The sequence below is a fragment of the Paenibacillus taiwanensis DSM 18679 genome (assembly GCF_000425125.1).
Classification (GTDB): Bacteria; Bacillota; Bacilli; order Paenibacillales; family Paenibacillaceae; genus Paenibacillus_B; species Paenibacillus_B taiwanensis.
Genome location: NZ_AULE01000031.1, coordinates 57029 through 76019 on the forward strand (window position 1 = coordinate 57029; position 18991 = coordinate 76019).

An 18991-nucleotide genomic window follows, 5' to 3' on the forward strand; every position below is an offset into this window, starting at 1 on the left:
CTTCGATTTATGATCTAAAGTGATACAAATTGCGTCAAGTTGCGAGGATCATCTGGGTTTAATCCGCGTGCAACCGCTGTATAATACCCATTGTACTGCACAAATGGCAAATACAAAACGGATCTTGCCTCATCCATCAGTTCGGCATGACCGATATTTATTACGTAGTCTGCAAATTGTGTATCTTCGCTTTCCTGTGCTGCAACGAGAACTATAGTAGCTCCGTACTGCTTCATTTCTTTGGCAACTTTTAGTTCATAATGACGAGCCTGTTCCGATAAAAGCAAGATGACTTGCGTATCTGCATCCACTATCGATTTGGGACCATGACGAAATTCAAGTGTGCCATAAGCTTCCGTCCATGTATATGTCATTTCTTTTAGCTTCAAACAAGCCTCCAGCGCCAAACCATACATAGAACCCATTCCTAAATAGATTGTCTTCGTAAAAGAATTGGATTCTACCCATTTGCGTGCCGCATTGTCTGCCAGTGTAACGATGGCTGCATTAGACTGTAAAACTGTCTCTAGCTGCTGCAAGGCTTGATGATGACCATAGGCCTGTGCAATAGCAGCCAGCATCATAAAAGTCATGCTGCTGAGCGATTTCGTCATTACTGTACTTTTCTCCTGCCCAAGCGGTGACACCAAGCACTCCGTCATCCTTGCCAGCTTACTGTCCGCGTAACACGTAATACCACAAGTCGCCCAGTTTGTAAGGTCTTGTACCGATTCCAACGCCAAAATGACTTCATGAGACTCACCGGATCTTGATACCCCAACCAATAAAGTGTTAAGCGCTGTTGTCACCGTCTGATTGCGGAACAAAAACAGGTCCGATGAAGGGTGGGCAGTTGCAGGGCGCCCCGTCCAAGCACGATAAACTGCGGCCATCGTCATCGCCTGATACCACGATGATCCCGAGCCTATAAATAGCACCTGCTCAAATTCGGTATTTCCTATATATTGTTTCAACCAATCTTGTTGGTTATTAAGCTGTTCCCATGCTGCTTGCAACGCCTCACTTTGCGCACAAATCTCGTTGTACGTATGCGTATTCACGTTTGACATCGATAAAGACCCTCCCTTATAATCATGTTAATGAAATTATAAGTCATTATTTTGATTGTTTCAATCATTATATTGTAGGAGGATATGTCATTATGGGCCATCTCATCAGTTCTACCATTATGCTCCAAGCCGCCAGGGAACAACGTTTTGCGATTACCGCTTTTAACGTTCACACATTGGAGATGCTGCAAGCTGTCGTAGATGCCGCTGTAGAAATGAGCGCCCCGCTCATTTTGCAAACTACTGTTGGAACCGTCAACCATCTTGGACCCGAATATATTGTCGCCGCAGCCCAAACAGCCGCAAAGATGGCCAACATCCCGATTGCCCTTCACCTTGATCACTGCACGGACTATGCCCTCATTGTGAAATGTATACGCGCTGGATATACATCCGTGATGATTGATGCATCTATGCATACCTATGAAGACAATGTGCGCCGCACGTTGGAAGTGGTCAAAGTCGCACAAGCTGCTGGTGTTAATATAGAGGCCGAGTTGGGTAAAGTCGGTGGTGTTGAGGACGACCTTGTAGTAGAAGATGAGGACGCTCGTCTAGCGGTACCAGAAGAGTGTCAGCGGTTTGTGGAAGAGACAGGCGTTTCTACTCTTGCCCCTGCAATCGGAACCGCACATGGCATTTATAAAGGGGAGCCGCATATCGCGTTTGGACGGTTGGAGGAGATCCAGCGTCTTGTCAGTATTCCGCTTGTGCTGCACGGAGGATCGGGTATTCCTGAAGAACAGGTGAAACGCTGCGTAAAGCTAGGCATGTCGAAGATGAATGTCGCAACAGAACTCAAAATTGCGTTTTCCAATGCGATTAGAACTGTATTTGACACCAATCCTGACGAAAATGACCCACGCAAATATATGGTCCCCGCCAAAGCAGCTGTTAAAGCACTAACGAAAGAGAAGATCGCAATGGCCGGCTGCGGTGGTAAAGCCGAGCTTATGTTGGCAGCTACGTCATCTTAAAACTTTTACTTGATTCGACGATATAATAAATAGATGATGGAGATAGGCTTTCCAGCTTCGGCATTTGTCGTTGGAAAGTCTTTCTTCACTTATTATGAGAGCACTTCGATGATGGTGGCGACTCGCTCGCTCCTTCTCTTACTGTGCTGGATAGAGAAAGTTGGGGGAGTATACGGATGATTACGACCGTAACGATGAATGCGGCAATCGACAAAACTTATGTGACCTCTCAGTTTCAACCTAACCAGCTTTACCGTATTCAAAATATGCACGCTTGTGCAGGCGGCAAAGGGATTAATGTCGCACGTGTAATCCGAACGCTGAAAGAAGACGTGACAGCAAGCGGAATTATCGCTGGATACAATGGAATGTATATTCAAGAGCAGCTATTCCAAGAAGGAATCAATCACGACTTTATCGCTGTAGACGGAGAATCTCGAATTTGCCTTACTATTATTGATCCGTTGTCCGGCACACAGACAGAATTGCTGGAACAAGGTCCTGTACTAAATGAGGCCACACAGGAAGCGATGAAGACCAAGATTGGCATGCTGGCCCGTCGTTCCAGCCATGTTATTTTGTCAGGGAGCTTGCCACAAGGCTGCCATCCAACCTTCTATGCGGATTGTATCAAGCTCATTCAGGATGCTGGTGCGATCCCCGTACTCGACGCAAGCGGAGATGCACTTCTTGCCGGAGTCGAGGCGAAACCACTCCTGATTAAGCCCAATGAGCACGAAGTGCTTCATCTGAGCGGTGGAACAACGGCAGATGAATCTTCCGTAATCGAAGCAATCGGTCGGTTAATGGAGAAAGGGGTCTTAAATGTAGTCGTCTCACTAGGCGGACAAGGCGCGATTGCAGGTCTTCATCATCGTATTTATCGCGTCACTATACCGAAGGTTGATGTCGTGAATACGGTGGGCTGCGGCGATTCAATGCTGGCAGGTATTGTTGTTGCCGATAAGCGCGGCCTGCCGCCGATTGACCAGCTTCGTATGGGAGCTGCATGCGGAACTGCCAATGCACTCATGCCAGCAGCAGGTCTAGTACGTCTGGAAGATGTCGGCTCGCTAATGAAACAGATTGAAGTTACACAGATAAAGGTCTAAATAACAAAAAGCCGTCATGCACCTTAAAGTGGTAAGCACCCATCAAAGTAGCGTCAGAAACAATAAACATTGCTACTCTGACAATGTTACGACACTAGGTGCAGACGGTTCATTTTTTATGGGGATAAATACTCACTTATGGAGCGTGATGTTACATGCACTTCAATAACAGCACTATCCAGCTCTAAATCCCAAATTACAAATGGCAATCCATTAGGAATGCATTTTCTAACCGCGTACTGTCTTGCCCAATCCAATGTCTTGGATCGATACGTGTCTCCAGCGCAACGAACTTCATATCGCTCTGTGTGCACACGAGTAACATTACTAGTTGACTTTCCCATATCATCACCTCGGTATGCCATGCTTCCCGTTATCATTCATCTCCTTACAGTAACCAGATCGCCCACATTTTAAACTTAAGATTAATGAAGGCTAACTAGCTTATTACATGTGAACGACTCATCAAAAGCTTCCCAACAACTAACTAAGATTACTTGAAAATTATTTAAAAGATGTACTTAAGTCGAGAACACATCCAACCGCAACCCGGTAAGTCGCCTGAATCCCTTCCCCCTCGCCGCAACGATATCGTTTCAAATATTCATGTTTTAAAGCATTAAGCCACCGCTTGCTCACCGGCATGTTTGGTGTCGCTAGTGCATTACCCGCTCCGACTCGCCTCACATGCTGCAATAACGCCTCAACGTTAGGATATTGATAGGTAAGCTCGTGTTCAGACCACCAGTATCGATTCCGAGGCAGCTGCGTTTTCGTCTCCTTCGTTAGGCGGAAACCTTCTGGTGAAGACGCTGGTTCATTGGCACATGCTTCTTCCAGCCAACGTGTCCATTCGCCGTCATTCGGGTAATCTTGTCCACGAGCGGAATGCTTAGAATGACAATGCTGATCAGCAGCTGCGCAACAATCGTGTAATTCTCGCAGCGTCCCAGGCAAAAATGTCGTAAACGCCAACAGTCCTCCCGGGCGCAAGCGTTTAATGGCTGCTAACAACGTGGAATGCGGAGTATTAAACCATTGAAATGCAGCACTGGATATTATGAAATCATACTGCGAAGCACCATGCTCCAACAACCAGTGCTCTGCATCAGCTGTAATCGTCTCTTTTATACAAGCAGCGCTTGCACGCCCCGTGATCTTGGCAACAGCCTGCTGCAACATATTAGGAGACAAGTCCAGCAACGAAATAGTGGCCTGTGGCAGCACTTCAAGTATAGCCAAGGCCAATGAGCCCGTGCCGCAGCCAACATCCAACATGGTGACGGGTGCTTGCAATTGCTTGTAATTTCTGTGATGCAGTGCCGTTCTCTGATGCAGCTCCAAATAGGATTGTATGACAGGATGCTCAAGCAGAAACCGAATCATATCACGCTGAATGTCCGTGTACTTGTCGTATTCGTGAGCGTGCCGGTCGAAACGTCGCTTTACGAGCCGCTTATCAATGACAGTCTTAGGCTGAACTGCACCTCCACGCAAGTGGTCAATAGCGGAAGGACACTGCTCGTTATGGGATGGAAAACGCCGATGTTGATTCAGGCTGTTCGCCCTCCTTACGCACGTTTAGATCTTGAAACCATGCATACAATTCCTCATTCCAACAGTCCCGTGCTGTCAGGAACGGCGCGTGGCCTGCTGAAACAAGGACACGACTAGTCAAATTGCCGCGCCCCTGGTAGGCTGCGGCATGCGCCTGTGCACCCAGTGGACATAACGGGTCTTCTGCCCCGTGCAGCCATAACACGGGGATGTTTGTATTCCGCAGTCGCATCCAAGCTCTATGTAAATCTGCTTGCAGCAAATAAGCAAGCCCTGCATCTAAGCCTGCCAGCGAAAAGTCTGTCGCCGCCAGCAAATGGTGCTGGCAAAGCCCCGAAATTGGCTGTAGGCCGGAGTCCCCAAGTTCGGACGCTGACCAGAACTTGGCCTTAAAATCATGCAGCACAGAATCAGGCGCTTGCAGCAAACGTGAACGCATCCGTTTCACGATCCGTTTAGGCCAGCCTGCTGCACCCGTATCGTCTATAAAGCTCAACGTAGAGCCTACCAGAATTACACTAATGAGTTCTAGCTCCAGGTTGACCATGTTACCAACTGATTCGCTTGTTATTGTCCTGCTGCTATCTGGAGTCACAGCATCTTCCATATAAGAACAACCGCTTAACATCCCAACGTCAGTATCTGTTCTATCAGTAGTTGTTCTGTCAGTAGTTGTTCTGTTCTGTTGCGCATCATTCCCTTTGCTATCCTGATTTAGAGCCCAAGCTGACAGCCACCTTTCGGCAGCATCAATGGTAAGCATGCCCCCTAGGGACCAGCCAATCACATGAAAGCGCCGCCTGTTCCTGCCTGCTGCTGCAATCTGTGGCAGGAGTTGGACTGTATTGATCAACTGTTCGGCAGATTGACAATGACGAAACGAGACATAATGATGTTCAAATTGAGGAAATGACTCGGCAGCAGTACGCCAAATGTCAGCGGATACTCCCCATCCATGAATCCACAGACAAAGATCCTGTTCACCCTCATCACTAAAACGTGGTTTCATCAGTCGCACCCTCCTTCAAGCTGCCAATCACCTGTATAATCTGATCAGCGGCCCAAATTAAATCCGCCTCCTGATGCGATGCCATCGGCGCAAAACGAATACGCGCCGACCCTTCGGGTACCGTCGGCGGCCGAATGGCAATACCGGCGACGCCCGCTTCCGCCAGCGCTTGCCCCGCAGCGACAGCTCGCTTGTCGCTGCCAAGCAGCACCGGCACAATGTGGCTATCGCCCGCGCCGATGTTAAGGCCGCCCGCCCGCAGCCGCGCTCGAAATAGTGCCGCATGGCGTACTAACCGGTCGCGCGCCTCGTCAGCGGCTTGCACCTCGCGCAGCCGCCTGTGTACAATGGCCGCCATAAGCGGCGGCAGCCCTGTGCTGTACACCAGTGTGCGCGCACGGTTAATCAGATAGCGGATTAAGACCTCATCCGCTGCAACATAAGCACCAACGGCACCAAAAGCTTTGCCGAACGTGCCCATAACAACATCGATGCGCTGATGTACACGAGCAGCGTGACATAGCCCTCGCCCGCCAATGCCGTACACACCGCCGCTGTGCGCCTCGTCAACCATAAGCATCGTACCGTATCGCTCAGCCAAACTAACCAAATCTTCAAGCGGAGCAACCGTTCCATCCATACTAAATACCCCATCTGTCACAATAAGCCCTTTACGCCGTGTTGAACGCGCTCCGCTCCATTTGCGCAGACTATGCTCCAAACGATTCATGTCACGATGTGGATAACGAATATGCTCCGCTCGACTCAATATCACTCCGTCGTTAAGGCTTGCATGATTTAATCGATCGCTAAATACAGTGTCATGCCTGCCAACCAGAGCACTAATAACCCCGACATTTGCCATATATCCACTTGAAAAAACGAGACATCGATCTCTCTGCTTAAAATTAGCCATATCCCGTTCCAGTGCTGCATGCAGAGGGTCATGTCCGGCAACAAGTCGCGATGCGCCTGAACCTATACGCACACCGTCTTCACCCGCAGCAAAACATTCCGCTTTCACATCCATCAACGCTGCTTCGTCCAGCCAAGGACAAAGTCCGAGATAATGATTTGATGCCAAATTAAAAAGCGGCTTCCCCTCGCGTTCCATCCAACCCTGTTCTAACCAACGGGTCACTTCGAGAACCCGCATCCGACTCCCTTTATCCCAATGATCCAGTTCCTCGTGCATCCAACCATAGCGTGCCTGTCGTGCTGCATAAAAACGATCTACAGCGCACATCGTTCGATTTCAAATCCCAAATCGGCTATCATGCCGTAGTCTGCCGAAGCCTCTTGTCCCTCAGTCGTTAAATAATCGCCGACAAACACCGAATTGGCTGCATATAAAGCCATAACCTGCATGGAGCGCAGATTCACTTCCCTGCCGCCCGAAGCTCTGATCTCTTTAGAAGGGCACACAAATCGGAATAAGGCAAGCGCCTTTAAGCAGCGTCTCGGATTTAAATTGGACAAATTAGCTAGCGGGGTGCCAGGGATCGGGTTCAAAAAATTAACGGGGATTGAATCAGCATCCAATTCGCGAAGGGCAAACGCAACTTGTACAAGTTGTTCATCCGTCTCGCCCATACCTATGATGACACCAGAACAAGGAGACATGCCTGCTTGCTTGGCCATTTCCACCGTATCGATCCGATCATGATAGGTATGGGTAGAAGTAATATGTGAGTAATGATCTTCACTCGTATTCAAGTTATGGTTATAGCGGTCAACCCCTGCCGCTTTTAAACGCTCAGCCTGCTCATCTGACAAAATACCCAAGCACGCGCAAATTTTCATCGGCATCGTCGATTTAATTTCCGCCACAGCAGCTACTACTTGGTCCACCTCACGGGGGGTTGGACCCCGACCACTGGCAACGATACAATACGTACCTACCTGCATTTCCATTGCCTTCCGAGCGCCATCTACCAGCACTTCTTTTTCCAATAAAGGATATTTCGTTACAGGAGCCTCAGATATTCGCGATTGTGAGCAATAACCGCAATCTTCCGGACATAAGCCACTCTTTGCATTAATAATCAAATTAAGCTTTACTTTGTTTCCATAATAATGATGACGTACCTGATAGGCAGCAGCCATAATAGCAAGCAGTTCCCTCTCGTCCGCTTGCATAACCGAAAGTGCTTCTTCCTTCGTTAATACGTCCCCCGCAATTGCTTTTTGGGCGAGTGCTCCCCAGTCGTATACAGTCGTAGCCGTTGTAGTTGTCATCTCTACCATCCTCCTTTTATTTGTTGTGAGCCAGCTGCCCTCTTCGTGACACAAATCGTAGACACCAGCAAACCATCCTGAGAAAACAAGGTCTACTATTAGCCGTTTTGACGCTAGCTACCTAAGCATTGACTTAGCCAGTCCGTCCAAGCTTGTTGCTGTTCCATCGCTTGAACCCACTCTTCTCGCCAAAGTTGCCACTTTACTTCCGAATAGGTAACGGGATGCGGCAGCCACGGCATCATGGCTAACACAGGAACACCTGTTAGTTCCTCGATAATCGCTGCATTTTCTTCTACATCAGATAGTCGTTCTTCTTGAAGCTGTGGTGTCATGCCCCCTATAACCACCTTCATTTCTTGCACCCCGCAATTACGCGCATAATGAATAGCCGTTACGGTATGGCTAATCGTCCCTAGCAGCGGCGCTGCCACAATTAGCAGCGGCAATTCCAGATCAGCTGCCAAATGTGCCATCGTCTTGTTTGGTGTAAAAGGTACTGCAACACCACCAGCCCCTTCCACAAGCAATGGACCCTGTCGCTCCATACGCCTTCTACCTTCTTCTAACAAAGCGGCATAGAAAATAGTTGACTGCTCTCGTCTTGCCGCAGCCATCGGGGCTAGCGGAGCTGAGAACGTTGACGATACAATTTCCTTTTCCGACACATCTGTTAACCAACCACCATGCTTTAGTCGATAACTATCCGCATTCACATCACCCAACTGAACCCCGCTTTGCACAGGCTTCCATACTTGGGGAGAACGTTTTGTATGAACTTTAAACCATGCTGATATACCTGAAACAGCTATTGTTTTTCCTAATTCCGTGCCTGTTGATGACACAAAAAGACCAGCCGTCCGCCCTTTTACGTCGGACATGTCGCTCACCACCTTATATGTAAACCTATATTTATTTATTGATAGTTAACGTTTCAACAATATATTCTATCCTAATCGCTCATTAGTTACAATCATCAGACCTGTCTGTACATGAAATGAATCTGTGCAGCTCGCATAACAAATAAAGCCGCAATCGGCGGCATGTCCCAAATCCCAAGACATAGCGCCAATTGCGGCTTAGCTGAATATTTATTATCGTATCTTTTATTTCTCTTCCAATGCCTGCAAGGCAAGCGCAAGTGAACCTGTGATGCCTGCACGATCTTCCAATCCTGGTGTTACGATATATTGATCAGCCTGCTCCAATATAGCTGGATGATGCACATATCCATTAAGCAGCGTACGCAGTTGTTCACGTATACGCGGCAGCAAATGTGTCTGCTTGGATACACCGCCGCCCAAAATGATCTTCTGTGGCGACATAATAAGGATGTAATTCATTAGCGCCTGTGCCAAATAATACGCTTGGAATTCCCATGCTTTATGATCCTCAGCAAGCTCGTAGGCTTTTACTCCCCAACGCGCTTCAATGGCAGGTCCTGCTGCCAGCCCCTCCAAACAATCTGCGTGGTAAGGACACTTGCCGGCATACGTATCTTCTGGATGACGAGGAACTAGAATATGTCCCATCTCTGGATGTGTCAAACCGTGGACAAGCTTCCCTTCCACGACCGCCCCTGCACCGATGCCTGTTCCGACTGTAATATATAAACAGCTGTTCAAGCCTTTAGCCGCACCCCAGGTCGCTTCACCAAGAGCCGCTGCATTTACATCTGTATCAAAGCCGATCGGCACATCAAAGTAACGTTTCAAATGTCCCACTACATCGTAATGGCTCCAATGCGGCTTCGGTGTTAAAGCGATATGCCCATAAGTAGCACTTTGGCGGTTCAAGTCAACAGGACCAAACGAACCAAACCCGATTGCACTGACGCCCTTATCTGCAAAATATTCGACCGTTCTGCCCATCGTTTCCTCGGGCGTCGTCGTTGGAAACGACTGCAAGTCTTCAATCTTACCATCCGGTGTACCAATGCCTACTACAAACTTCGTACCGCCGCCTTCAATTGCTCCTAATACTGTCATGTAGGTTTCTCCTCGCTCTCCGTGCCTGCTCTCTAGTGTGTACAATTACTCTTGTTCTCTCTCCAGCTTGCATTACCTTGCGCTCTCTTCACAAGATAACGCTTCCACCTTTAATTATAACATTTAGGGTACTTGAATCCAACAATAGATGTTACCGCTCACCAATGATAGATTAGTATTCCTACATTCCAACCAGAACGCCTTATCCAAAATGAATAACGTAATAACCTATGCTTGCTCCTATTTTCATTTTAAGTAGATATTATCTGAGCATTGCAAATTTACTAGACTCAAGGTACGCTTGTCCTAAAGAAATGTGACATTTTAGCCGATACATAGTTAACAGTATGACTTTATTAGGGGGAGCTTGAAGTGCCACGCTTTGTTCGACAGCTTAACCGCTGGCTGCTGTTTTTTATATTACTAGCACTATGTGCGTTTCCGATACAATATTTGTTTGATTCCAAGTTGGGCAAAGGCAATTCATTTTTCTCCTTTGAAATGCCTGGTGATGACGTCGTGCTGATGCTTTACAGCAATACTGCTCGCGCCGGCAGATATTTGATCCCAATCGACGAGAGCACTTCACGCGCAGCACCATACACGATGCAAGGGGAGACACTTGTTCCTGCACGCTTTTTAGCGAGGAATTTTGATGCCGAAGTCAGCTATGACACCAGCAACGGCAACATTACACTTGCATCGGACGAACGCAAAATTGTTTATCAATCGAAGCAAGCCCATGCTGTCCAGTCCGGCAAGAAATTAAATTATAAGCTGGGAACTGCTCCACAGATGAGAGACGGAATCGCCTACGTTCCACTGCGTGCAGCAAGTGAAACGTTTGGGCGTTACATCCACGTGAAAAATGGATTAGTTCTCCTGTCTCGCGATGAAGATCCACCTGGGGACAAACAATGGGCGGATTGGAAGAAAGAGTTAACCGCCTATTTGGCCTATGAATCTTTTGGTCCCTACTCGGTGGAGATTCAAGGTCATTTTCAGGCTCTGTTCCGTACATGGGGCGAGGCTGTCGCTTACGCGCGCCAAGCACCTGGCAGATCCGTCAAATATCGGGGACAACATGCGATGTTTGATCCGTCCAAGCCGCTGCCTAAGTCGTTTAAATTAAATGGCGCACCGCTTATTCTCCAGCTTCCTGAGCTGCCGCGAGGTTGCGAGGTGACCGTACTTGCCATGCTGCTTCAGAACGAAGGGGTTCAAGTAGGCAAGATGGATCTGGCGAAGAAGATTAAGAAGGACCCTTCTACCTTCCGAGTAGAAGGCAGCAAGACTTATTTCGGCAACCCACATGACGGGTTTGTAGGGGATATGTACTCCATCCGTAATCCAGGACTCGGTGTGTACCACGAACCGATTGCCCAGTTGGCGGAATCTTATTTGCCTGGACGGGTCGCGGATATAACAGGGACTTCCTTTGAGCATCTGCTGTTTACAGTGGCACAAGGCTCTCCGATATGGGTTATCCATACCACTTTATACGATCGGGTTCCTGCTTCTGCATGGCGTACTTGGCAGACACCGACGGGCCCAATTCAGGTTACCTATTACGAGCATTCCTTGCTTGTAACAGGATATGACGAGCAGTACGTTTATGTTCATGATCCGCTTGGCCGCAAAAATAAAGTAGAACGTGAGGCTTTCCGCCGCGGTTGGGAGCAAATGGGCAGCCAAGCTATTACCATATTGCCTAAAAGTGAATAGAGCGTGTATTTAGCTGTTATGGGTCACCGAGGTTTTAAGTGGAGTACCGTCAACCTCTGTTTCGCAAGCGCTCGTAAGTATAAAGCCTCCCTACACTGGGAGGCTTTATTTAATTTCACCTTTTAAGTATGAATCGTAACGATTATCCACTTCTTTTGCGATACTCCGAAACTGTCTTGTCTCCTCCACAATTGGATCCAACTGCGTCTGTATACGAATCTCTGTCCGCGGTGAAATACGTTTCATTGCCGCTTGATCTACCTGCTCTGTTTCCATCTTTCCAGCCGTCAGCAGTGCCTCCAACCGCGCTTCCAGCTCTTGTATCGATAAAGTCTCTGATTCCATTTTTACTAGATCATCTGTTGTGTCTTTTTGATTTTCAGCTTTAGGGTTAGATTCATTGTTATGCATACACGGTCTGCCTCCTGTGTGTAAAGTAGGTAAGAAGATGTAGAAAAGCATGACCAAAACCTTACGGTTCTTTGATCATGCTTAATTGTTAGTTCATCATCATCGTGAGACTACAGCTATTTTATAGCTCGTACATTAATGAGTATTAGCAACAAAAGTCCAAGTGATACGATTTGCCAAATGTTAAACTATCCTTGTGCTTTGGCTTCCTTAAGCACGTTAATCATTGCATCATGAATATGTCCATTTGTACCTACAATGTCACGCACCGCCAAGTGGTAGGGATTACCATGCGTATCCGTGAGGCGACCACCGGATTCAGCAATCAACAAGCTTCCTGCTGCTAAATCCCACGCATTAAGGTTCAATTCCCAAAAGCCTGTCAGTCTTCCCGCAGCTACATAGGCCATATGAAGTGCAGCTGAACCAGACGTTCGAATGTTGCGCACCTGTGGGGCCAGCGCTTGAATACCCGCCAAATTCAACGGAAGCGCTCGTTCACGTTCCGTTGGGAAACCTGAGGCGATCAAGCTGTCAGCCAGCTCGCTCTCCTTCGCAACTTCCATTGGCGCACCATGTACGTAAGCCCCTTTGCCTTTTTCCGCTACAAATAGCTCGTCTCTGATCGGATCATACACAACACCTACGATTACTTCGCCTTTATGGGCAAGCGCAATCGACACCGAGAAATAAGGAAAGCCGTGAACAAAATTAGTCGTGCCATCAAGCGGGTCAATTATCCATAAGTATTCCGCCTTCTGTGCTTGCTCCAATGCACGCTGGGAGGCGTCTCGGCCAGGCTCTACGCTTTCTTCGCCCAGTATTTCATGATGCGGGAAATGGGTCATAATCAACTTCCGGATCATGACCTCCGCCCCTTTATCTACTTCAGTGACAAGGTCATGCATAGATGACTTTGTACTCAACTTCTTAAATTGTCCTAGTCTGCTCTTAATCCACTCTCCCGCTTTAGCTGCACAGTTAACAGCAACTGCGGTAAAGCTTTTGCCTGTCACTACATACGGAACTTTCTCTTCATTGCGCAATGCATTCACACTACTTTCTGTAATAAAGTGACACACCCTTATTCAACTATACGCCATCATGCTAGCGAAGTTTCATCCCTTTGCCCTATCTGTTATGAATTGAATCATCCGGCCAGTAAGCCACTGACTATCATCCGTATGGACAGAATCAGCAAGGTCAGACGAAGAAGCAACAGCAGTCCTTTGCCCGACATTTTATTCGCAATCTTTGCCCCCAGCTTACCGCCAATCCACGCACTCGGTGCCAAAATAGCTACAAGCAGCCAATCGACGGAACCGTTCCATGCGTGTACAGTTGTACCAAGTATGGAGCTGAGAAAAATGACAAACATGGAAGTTGCGGTAGCTACATGGGCTGGATAACGGAACAACAGCACCATGAGTGGGACAAATAACGAACCGCCTCCGATGCCAAACAGACCAGATACGAGACCAACCATAAAGCCTATGAGCAACATGAGTCCTACATGCTGACCATATTCAGAGGTAACCCCCGCCCCATCTGTAAACTGCTTGGTCTGACTCCATCGAATGTTAAGCGGCCTCATCTTGTCCTTCATCACCATCAAAATCGCCATAGCAAGCATAAAGAACCCAAATGCAAGCTCAAAGGACTGGTTTTTGAACTGTTGCGTGAGAGCTGCACCCAGCATCGATGCTGGACCGCTTGTCACAAAATAAATGATCCCGCTCCGCCAATCCACACGCTTCACTTTTCGATACGCAAGCGTTGAGGATAAGGAGGTAAAAATAAGCACGGCCAGTGAGGTGGCGACTGCCACCTGAGCGTCAATCGTCTTGCCTAACATGAGCGGCCCTAAATAAATAAGACCTGGAACTAGTATAATACCTCCACCAAGTCCAACGATACTGCCAAATGTCGCAGCAGCGAGCCCGATTATTGCCAGAAGCAAGATCGTTATCACCATGTTATGTTCAACCTTTCACGTACAAAGTGTAATCTAAGAAGTATACAAGAGGTATTTGCTTCACTTACGCAAAAATCCGCCTTGCCCAAATGACGCTGCAAGAGCGCACTTGTGCCGCAAGGCGGACGATTGACGTACAGATGTCGCCTCTATCTTACGATATAGCGAACGATAGCAAATTATACACCTACGATATTAAAGCCGCCATCTACATAAATGACTTCGCCTGTAATACCGCGGGACCAATGACTCATAAGGAACATCGCTGTATCACCCACTTCGGCTGTCTCTGTCGTACGACGAAGCGGCGCTTTCTCTTCCACATCACGCAAGATCGAATTGAAGTCGGAGATACCTTTAGCCGCCAAGGTGCGGATCGGGCCAGCTGAGATTGCATTTACACGAACGTTAAACTGGCCAAGATCATTCGCCAAGTAACGCACGGATGCTTCCAGCGCAGCTTTAGCTACACCCATGACGTTGTAGTTCTTCATCGCACGCTCTGCGCCGAGGTAAGTCATCGTCATGATGCTGCCGCCTTCAGTCATAAGCGGGTACAAACGCTTCGACACCGCCACAAGCGAGTATGCACTGATGTCTTGAGCAAGCGCAAAGCCTGCGCGAGACGTGTCTGCATACAAGCCTGTTAATTCCTCTGTCTTCGCAAATGCAATGCTGTGCACGAGACCGTGCAGTGTGCCGAACTCTTCTTTGAGCTGGGCAGCCAACGTATCAATCTCTTCATCAACCGTCACATTACACGGTAAAATAACGGAATTCGGGATCGTTTCAGCAAGCTTGCGCACGCGCCCTTCCACACGCTCGCTCTCGTATGTAAATGCCAATCTAGCGCCCTGTGCGGCAAGTGATTGCGCAATCGCCCACGCGATGCTGCGATCATTTGCTACGCCCATGACCACGATATTTTTACCTGCTAATACTTGAGTCATGTTATAAAATCCTCCTCTTACCGCCTTAATCATGTCCGGTGCCATCGCTTGTACAGCAATGCCCGAGCATGAGAACGGTTTGCACTCTTTGTCCAACGTAACGTATTTTACGATGATTTTCAAGTCAATCGAGGCTCATTTTACATCATTTGAGAAATTTTTTTAGTACCAGCTCTTAATATTAGCTCCTTATTAACGTGCTTATGATCCATTTTGCCCCTGTCCGCCTTTAACCGTCAACGATTATGCTGGCCTGATCGACATAAGTAACACCATCATTTGTATAAGACAACAGTTCACGCATCAATCGGAATAAGGCTTCATCCTTTTGCTTGGCCTCGATCATCACATCCAAACGTTCGGTCGAGGGCGCAATCCGTCGCAAAAAATCAAGGAGCGGCCCTACCTCGACATAGTCCGCATGCCCACGGATGTCCTTTTCACTTTTCGGACTCGATACGTGAATTTTGGGTGGCAGTGGATCATCGGATAATGCATCCATTTGCGCATTACGTGTGGACCACGTTTTCATAATATCAGGCCACAGTTCCGCTGCATGCTCACCGTCGTTGTTCACCCAATGGTGATGAATATCCAGCACCATCGGAACTTGGAGACGGTTACATACGGCAAGTGTTTCTGCTGCGTTAAATGTCTTATCGTCATTTTCCAAGGTCATTCTGCACTTGATCTTGTCTGGCAACGCCTCAAAGTTATGAACAAAGCGCTCAGCAGCCGCAGGTTTATCCCCGTAGGCCCCACCAATGTGGATGTTATTTTTGGCGCGCGCATCAAGTCCCATCGCCTCTAACATATGCAGATGGTGCTGAAGATCACGTACAGACTTAACAAGCACGTCCTCTCGCGGGGAGCTTAATACCGTAAAATGATCTGGATGAAACGAGACACGCATCCGGTGTTTTGTTACATAATCGCCAATGGCCAAAAAAGCATGCTTTAATGCAGGGAAAGGGTCCCACTCGTGAAGAAGTGCCTCGTGTGTGGCAAGTGGAATTAACTTGGAAGAAAAACGATAGCAATGAATATCATGCGCTTTGTTATGCTTCAACAATCGCAAAGTATTGTTCAGGTTCTCTTCTGCAACACGCTCTAGCCTGCGAATTGCCGCCTCGCGGTCATCAAGCTTGCTGAATGAAGCATAGGTCATCGTTTTGGAGGGAGAACTATTAGCGACAGTCATGGACATAGCTACGTAACCAAGGCGAACTAGCATAAAGGGACAAGCTCCTTCCGGCAACATTAAAAGTAAATAAGGTTGTGATTTATGTTCTATGTTGCCCGAAAGGAGCTCTGTGTATGTGTAGGCTGTTGCTTCCGGCTCACTACGGTGGCAGTCGAACTCAGGTCGGATTAGATTTGTGCATACTAATGTATTTTCATATTCAGTACTGTGTTTACGATCTCAGCACCAACTCCAAGCTTGTACCCCTCTGATACATAACGAAGCTGTCGCTTCGCATCTAAGACAATGACTATCGGGAACTCAATTCCTTTTATTATGTTCATATGTTTTTGCATAAATTTAAGACCTTCGCAGGAGGAATCTTGTATCGTTGCCGCTGTGGCGGGAAGTCCTTTCATATCAATGCTGGCAACAGCATCTTCGTTACGGGCTAGCAGTCGTACAGCGCCGCCCCAGCTTTCAAGTTCCAATTTCAACTCTCTCATTTCTCGCACCAAATGCTTAGATGGCTCCCGTTCAGGATCCAGCCATGCTAGTATGACACCTGCTTGTGGCAGTTCTATCATTACATCAGGTGAAATACGAGCAATGGTGTCTGCCGACACCTCCCCGAGTACGGGAACAGATATGCTTTCTTGTCTAAAAATAAGCGTTGTATGCACGGTATCGTTCGGCTTCACTGTAAAGTAACTACAGTGGACAAGCACCGTACCATCACGAAGCCGTGTCCCAGTCGTTACACGATAGTTACCGCTTAACACTTCATATGGCTTGCCGTATACATCTTTTTCCCCAAAAGGAATCAACATCGTCTGGTACAAGCCATCTTCCAAGCGAGCAATCGTAAACGTCTGCTGATAGGCTGCCAACTCAGCATGTTGTTCCGCCGCAACAAACACAACCGAGCCTTTTGCAGTTATATTCGTCTCCAGTTGGTTAGCCTCAGTCTCCCATTGCGCCTCCTGCCATTGCTCGTTCAGCCAATATTGAGCACCCAATTGAAGTGGTTCCAGTCTGGCTGGAATCCCTAGCGATCTTGCCATTGCCACAAAGTAAATGTCGCGGCTCTTTTGATCTGTCACCTTCATACGCTGAACACCCGCTGGAGTCATCATACCCGAGTATCGATCTACATCCTGCACTATTAAAATACTATTGTTAATCTGTGTAATGAGTAATTGCGGATCAGACACATACTGACGACGCTCCGTTTCCGATAGCGATTGCAGGAGCTGCTCTCTGTAAGGAGCAATCATCTCGAAATGGATACGTGGACATAACACATAGGCATCAAACAGCTCTTCTGGGATGCCTTGATCCACATACGCTGCTGCATAGTGTAAATGATCCACTAATGTCGATGAAAATGTGTCCGTCAAATCTTTGTCACGCAGTGATTCCAATAATCTTAACGGAAGATCACCGTATGTTGGACATTCCTTTAACAGAAATGCTGCAATTTCACCACTATTTCCTTTGGCCTTCTCTACTACTGGCCATACCCGCTCAGCCGCTAATCCAAGCTGCTCGGCCAGTTCCATTGCCTGCTGTTCTGAATAAAATGTTGCTTCAAATGCCGCACGAATAGCTGCGCCTTCTTTGACACGTTCCTCGTGTGTGTGCTTCGCCTCTTCTGACACCGTGCAATTGTCTATATTCATCACTGGAGGCGGAACCATGTTCCATTCCTGTACCAACTGTTCTGTCACCGCATGTAATTCTACTTCAAAGCTATTCGGATCCGTGTCGATTACGCTGATCTTCCGCATCCCAAATCCCTGCTCATTACGGGCGTGCAGCAGGAGATCGCCAAGCCCTGTTTTTAAAGTCACTTGACCAGCAGCATTCGTCTTCTTAGTTACAATGGAATAAAACTCAGCATAATTGTAGAGCTGAAAATGAACTTCAGCTTCGACTGGACGCCCCTTTGCATCGACCACTTGCACCGTAATTTCCCTAACCGGCGCATAGTTATCAAGCATATTAATTTCGGCGTACCACGGATGATCGGAACATATTTCCTCGGGCCCGTTATAATCAGCCGATACTCGTGTGTTTACAAGCATAGCCCGTCTGGACGGGGAACGGAACCAGCCTTCATCCAACTTAGGCTCTGGCTCACAAGCGCCAAGAAAATGCCATTTGCCGTCCGCCCAAGCTTCCACCCAGGCATGGTTCGAATCGCAGTGCGCCCATCTAGGTGTATAGCATTGGCGAGCAGGAATGCCGATGCTGCGCAGGGCCGCCACTGCCAATGTAGATTGTTCGCCGCAGCGTCCAAGCGCCGTACGCATAATCGTAAGCGGAGACACCGTACGCATGTCTGTACCGATATAAGTCGCTCGCTCATGACACCAATAATTGGTTTCCATAATAGCATCATACATAGACAAGCCTTTTACACGTCCTGCTAACTCTTCATAAATGACCTTTCGGCTATCATCAATATTTTCATTGTTTACCCGATACGGCAACACAAAGTTCACAAATATGGAATCTGGTATCGTAATTCCCCATGACATTTGTTCACGAACTTTTAAAGCTTGCCGCACATGACTCAGAAAGAAGTCACCATCATAGTCGGCCAGATCATGAAGCGGCATGTAGGCATACAGCACTTTCAGCAAAAGGATCTCTTCTTCTGTCAATTTAGAATTAAACGTCTGAAACAGCGCATCCTTACGATGCTGCGCCCAATCCATTTTAATCGCCAATTTCTGTTCCAACACGAGCGGATCAATCCCGTAAATTCCAGTTGTGTTCATTCCCCAGTCC

At 47.8% G+C, this 18991-nt stretch carries 17 protein-coding genes; 3 read left to right on the top strand and 14 right to left on the bottom strand.

Features of this window, described 5'->3' with window-relative positions; genetic code table 11:
* Positions 1 to 14: 14 nt before the first annotated feature.
* Positions 15 to 1070, bottom strand: coding sequence for an SIS domain-containing protein (locus tag H509_RS0107915; RefSeq protein WP_028544609.1), 1056 nt, complete (start codon positions 1068 to 1070; stop codon positions 15 to 17).
* Between the two features lie 92 nt (positions 1071 to 1162).
* On the opposite strand from H509_RS0107915, the gene H509_RS0107920 reads away from it, so the two are divergent.
* A complete protein-coding gene (locus H509_RS0107920) occupies positions 1163 to 2047 on the top strand; it encodes a class II fructose-bisphosphate aldolase (protein ID WP_028544610.1) in 885 nt (294 codons plus the stop codon).
* A gap of 176 nt (positions 2048 to 2223) precedes the next feature.
* Positions 2224 to 3159 carry a 1-phosphofructokinase gene (pfkB, locus tag H509_RS0107925; RefSeq protein WP_028544611.1) on the top strand — a complete coding sequence of 312 codons (936 nt, stop codon included), beginning with the start codon at positions 2224 to 2226 and terminating at the stop codon, positions 3157 to 3159.
* 116 nt (positions 3160 to 3275) lie between these two features.
* On the opposite strand, the gene H509_RS0107930 is transcribed toward pfkB, so the two are convergent.
* From H509_RS0107930 to H509_RS0107960, 7 genes are all read right to left on the bottom strand, one after another.
* The gene (locus tag H509_RS0107930; RefSeq protein WP_157277543.1) at positions 3276 to 3503 is read right to left on the bottom strand and encodes a hypothetical protein; all 228 of its coding nucleotides are present in this window, start codon (positions 3501 to 3503) and stop codon (positions 3276 to 3278) included.
* A 160-nt stretch (positions 3504 to 3663) separates the two neighbouring features.
* On the bottom strand, positions 3664 to 4656 hold the full coding sequence (locus H509_RS0107935) for a methyltransferase (RefSeq protein ID WP_028544613.1): 993 nt from the start codon (positions 4654 to 4656) through the stop codon (positions 3664 to 3666).
* A gap of 28 nt (positions 4657 to 4684) precedes the next feature.
* Positions 4685 to 5725, bottom strand: a complete 1041-nt coding sequence (locus H509_RS26710; protein ID WP_051286889.1) for an alpha/beta hydrolase — start codon at positions 5723 to 5725, stop codon at positions 4685 to 4687.
* On the bottom strand, positions 5709 to 6971 hold the full coding sequence (locus tag H509_RS0107945; protein ID WP_245596004.1) for an aminotransferase class I/II-fold pyridoxal phosphate-dependent enzyme: 1263 nt from the start codon (positions 6969 to 6971) through the stop codon (positions 5709 to 5711). Before H509_RS0107945 ends, H509_RS26710 begins: the two co-directional genes overlap by 17 nt.
* On the bottom strand, positions 6959 to 7963 hold the full coding sequence (gene bioB / locus H509_RS0107950; protein WP_028544615.1) for a biotin synthase BioB: 1005 nt from the start codon (positions 7961 to 7963) through the stop codon (positions 6959 to 6961). The genes H509_RS0107945 and bioB overlap by 13 nt, the downstream gene beginning before the upstream one ends.
* 113 nt (positions 7964 to 8076) lie before the next feature.
* Positions 8077 to 8844 (bottom strand): dethiobiotin synthase, encoded by a 768-nt coding sequence (gene bioD / locus H509_RS0107955; protein WP_028544616.1) that lies wholly within the window; start codon positions 8842 to 8844, stop codon positions 8077 to 8079.
* A 225-nt stretch (positions 8845 to 9069) separates the two neighbouring features.
* Positions 9070 to 9951, bottom strand: a complete 882-nt coding sequence (locus H509_RS0107960) for an ROK family protein (RefSeq protein WP_028544617.1) — start codon at positions 9949 to 9951, stop codon at positions 9070 to 9072.
* A gap of 372 nt (positions 9952 to 10323) precedes the next feature.
* Between H509_RS0107960 and H509_RS0107965 the strand changes: the two genes are divergently transcribed.
* A complete protein-coding gene (locus tag H509_RS0107965; protein ID WP_028544618.1) occupies positions 10324 to 11676 on the top strand; it encodes a C39 family peptidase in 1353 nt (450 codons plus the stop codon).
* A 105-nt stretch (positions 11677 to 11781) separates the two neighbouring features.
* Here H509_RS0107965 and H509_RS0107970 read toward each other — a convergent pair whose 3' ends face one another.
* The 6 genes from H509_RS0107970 to H509_RS0107995 form a co-directional block, all read right to left on the bottom strand.
* A complete protein-coding gene (locus H509_RS0107970; RefSeq protein WP_342663637.1) occupies positions 11782 to 12087 on the bottom strand; it encodes a hypothetical protein in 306 nt (101 codons plus the stop codon).
* A gap of 188 nt (positions 12088 to 12275) precedes the next feature.
* Positions 12276 to 13133: an inositol monophosphatase family protein gene (locus H509_RS0107975; RefSeq protein WP_028544620.1), complete on the bottom strand. Its 858-nt coding sequence runs from the start codon at positions 13131 to 13133 to the stop codon at positions 12276 to 12278.
* Between the two features lie 104 nt (positions 13134 to 13237).
* Complete coding sequence (locus tag H509_RS0107980) at positions 13238 to 14062, bottom strand: sulfite exporter TauE/SafE family protein (RefSeq protein WP_211234316.1); 825 nt, start codon at positions 14060 to 14062, stop codon at positions 13238 to 13240.
* 179 nt (positions 14063 to 14241) lie between these two features.
* Positions 14242 to 15012 (bottom strand): enoyl-ACP reductase FabI, encoded by a 771-nt coding sequence (gene fabI, locus H509_RS0107985; RefSeq protein ID WP_028544622.1) that lies wholly within the window; start codon positions 15010 to 15012, stop codon positions 14242 to 14244.
* Positions 15013 to 15241: 229 nt separating this feature from the next.
* A complete protein-coding gene (gene uvsE / locus H509_RS0107990) occupies positions 15242 to 16246 on the bottom strand; it encodes a UV DNA damage repair endonuclease UvsE (protein ID WP_028544623.1) in 1005 nt (334 codons plus the stop codon).
* 152 nt (positions 16247 to 16398) lie between these two features.
* The gene (locus H509_RS0107995; RefSeq protein ID WP_028544624.1) at positions 16399 to 18981 is read right to left on the bottom strand and encodes a transglutaminase-like domain-containing protein; all 2583 of its coding nucleotides are present in this window, start codon (positions 18979 to 18981) and stop codon (positions 16399 to 16401) included.
* Positions 18982 to 18991: the final 10 nt, after the last annotated feature.

What these genes read in the sequence shown, in the direction of transcription:
- H509_RS0107915 (WP_028544609.1), bottom strand. Translation starts at nt 1,070, where the DNA reads ATGTCAAACGTGAATACGCATACGTACAACGAGATTTGTGCGCAAAGT.
- H509_RS0107920 (WP_028544610.1), top strand. Translation starts at nt 1,163, where the DNA reads ATGGGCCATCTCATCAGTTCTACCATTATGCTCCAAGCCGCCAGGGAA.
- pfkB (WP_028544611.1), top strand. Translation starts at nt 2,224, where the DNA reads ATGATTACGACCGTAACGATGAATGCGGCAATCGACAAAACTTATGTG.
- H509_RS0107930 (WP_157277543.1), bottom strand. Translation starts at nt 3,503, where the DNA reads ATGGGAAAGTCAACTAGTAATGTTACTCGTGTGCACACAGAGCGATAT.
- H509_RS26710 (WP_051286889.1), bottom strand. Translation starts at nt 5,725, where the DNA reads ATGAAACCACGTTTTAGTGATGAGGGTGAACAGGATCTTTGTCTGTGG.
- H509_RS0107945 (WP_245596004.1), bottom strand. Translation starts at nt 6,971, where the DNA reads ATGTGCGCTGTAGATCGTTTTTATGCAGCACGACAGGCACGCTATGGT.
- bioB (WP_028544615.1), bottom strand. Translation starts at nt 7,963, where the DNA reads ATGACAACTACAACGGCTACGACTGTATACGACTGGGGAGCACTCGCC.
- bioD (WP_028544616.1), bottom strand. Translation starts at nt 8,844, where the DNA reads ATGTCCGACGTAAAAGGGCGGACGGCTGGTCTTTTTGTGTCATCAACA.
- H509_RS0107960 (WP_028544617.1), bottom strand. Translation starts at nt 9,951, where the DNA reads ATGACAGTATTAGGAGCAATTGAAGGCGGCGGTACGAAGTTTGTAGTA.
- H509_RS0107970 (WP_342663637.1), bottom strand. Translation starts at nt 12,087, where the DNA reads ATGCATAACAATGAATCTAACCCTAAAGCTGAAAATCAAAAAGACACA.
- H509_RS0107980 (WP_211234316.1), bottom strand. Translation starts at nt 14,062, where the DNA reads ATGGTGATAACGATCTTGCTTCTGGCAATAATCGGGCTCGCTGCTGCG.
- fabI (WP_028544622.1), bottom strand. Translation starts at nt 15,012, where the DNA reads ATGACTCAAGTATTAGCAGGTAAAAATATCGTGGTCATGGGCGTAGCA.
- uvsE (WP_028544623.1), bottom strand. Translation starts at nt 16,246, where the DNA reads ATGCTAGTTCGCCTTGGTTACGTAGCTATGTCCATGACTGTCGCTAAT.
- H509_RS0107995 (WP_028544624.1), bottom strand. Translation starts at nt 18,981, where the DNA reads ATGAACACAACTGGAATTTACGGGATTGATCCGCTCGTGTTGGAACAG.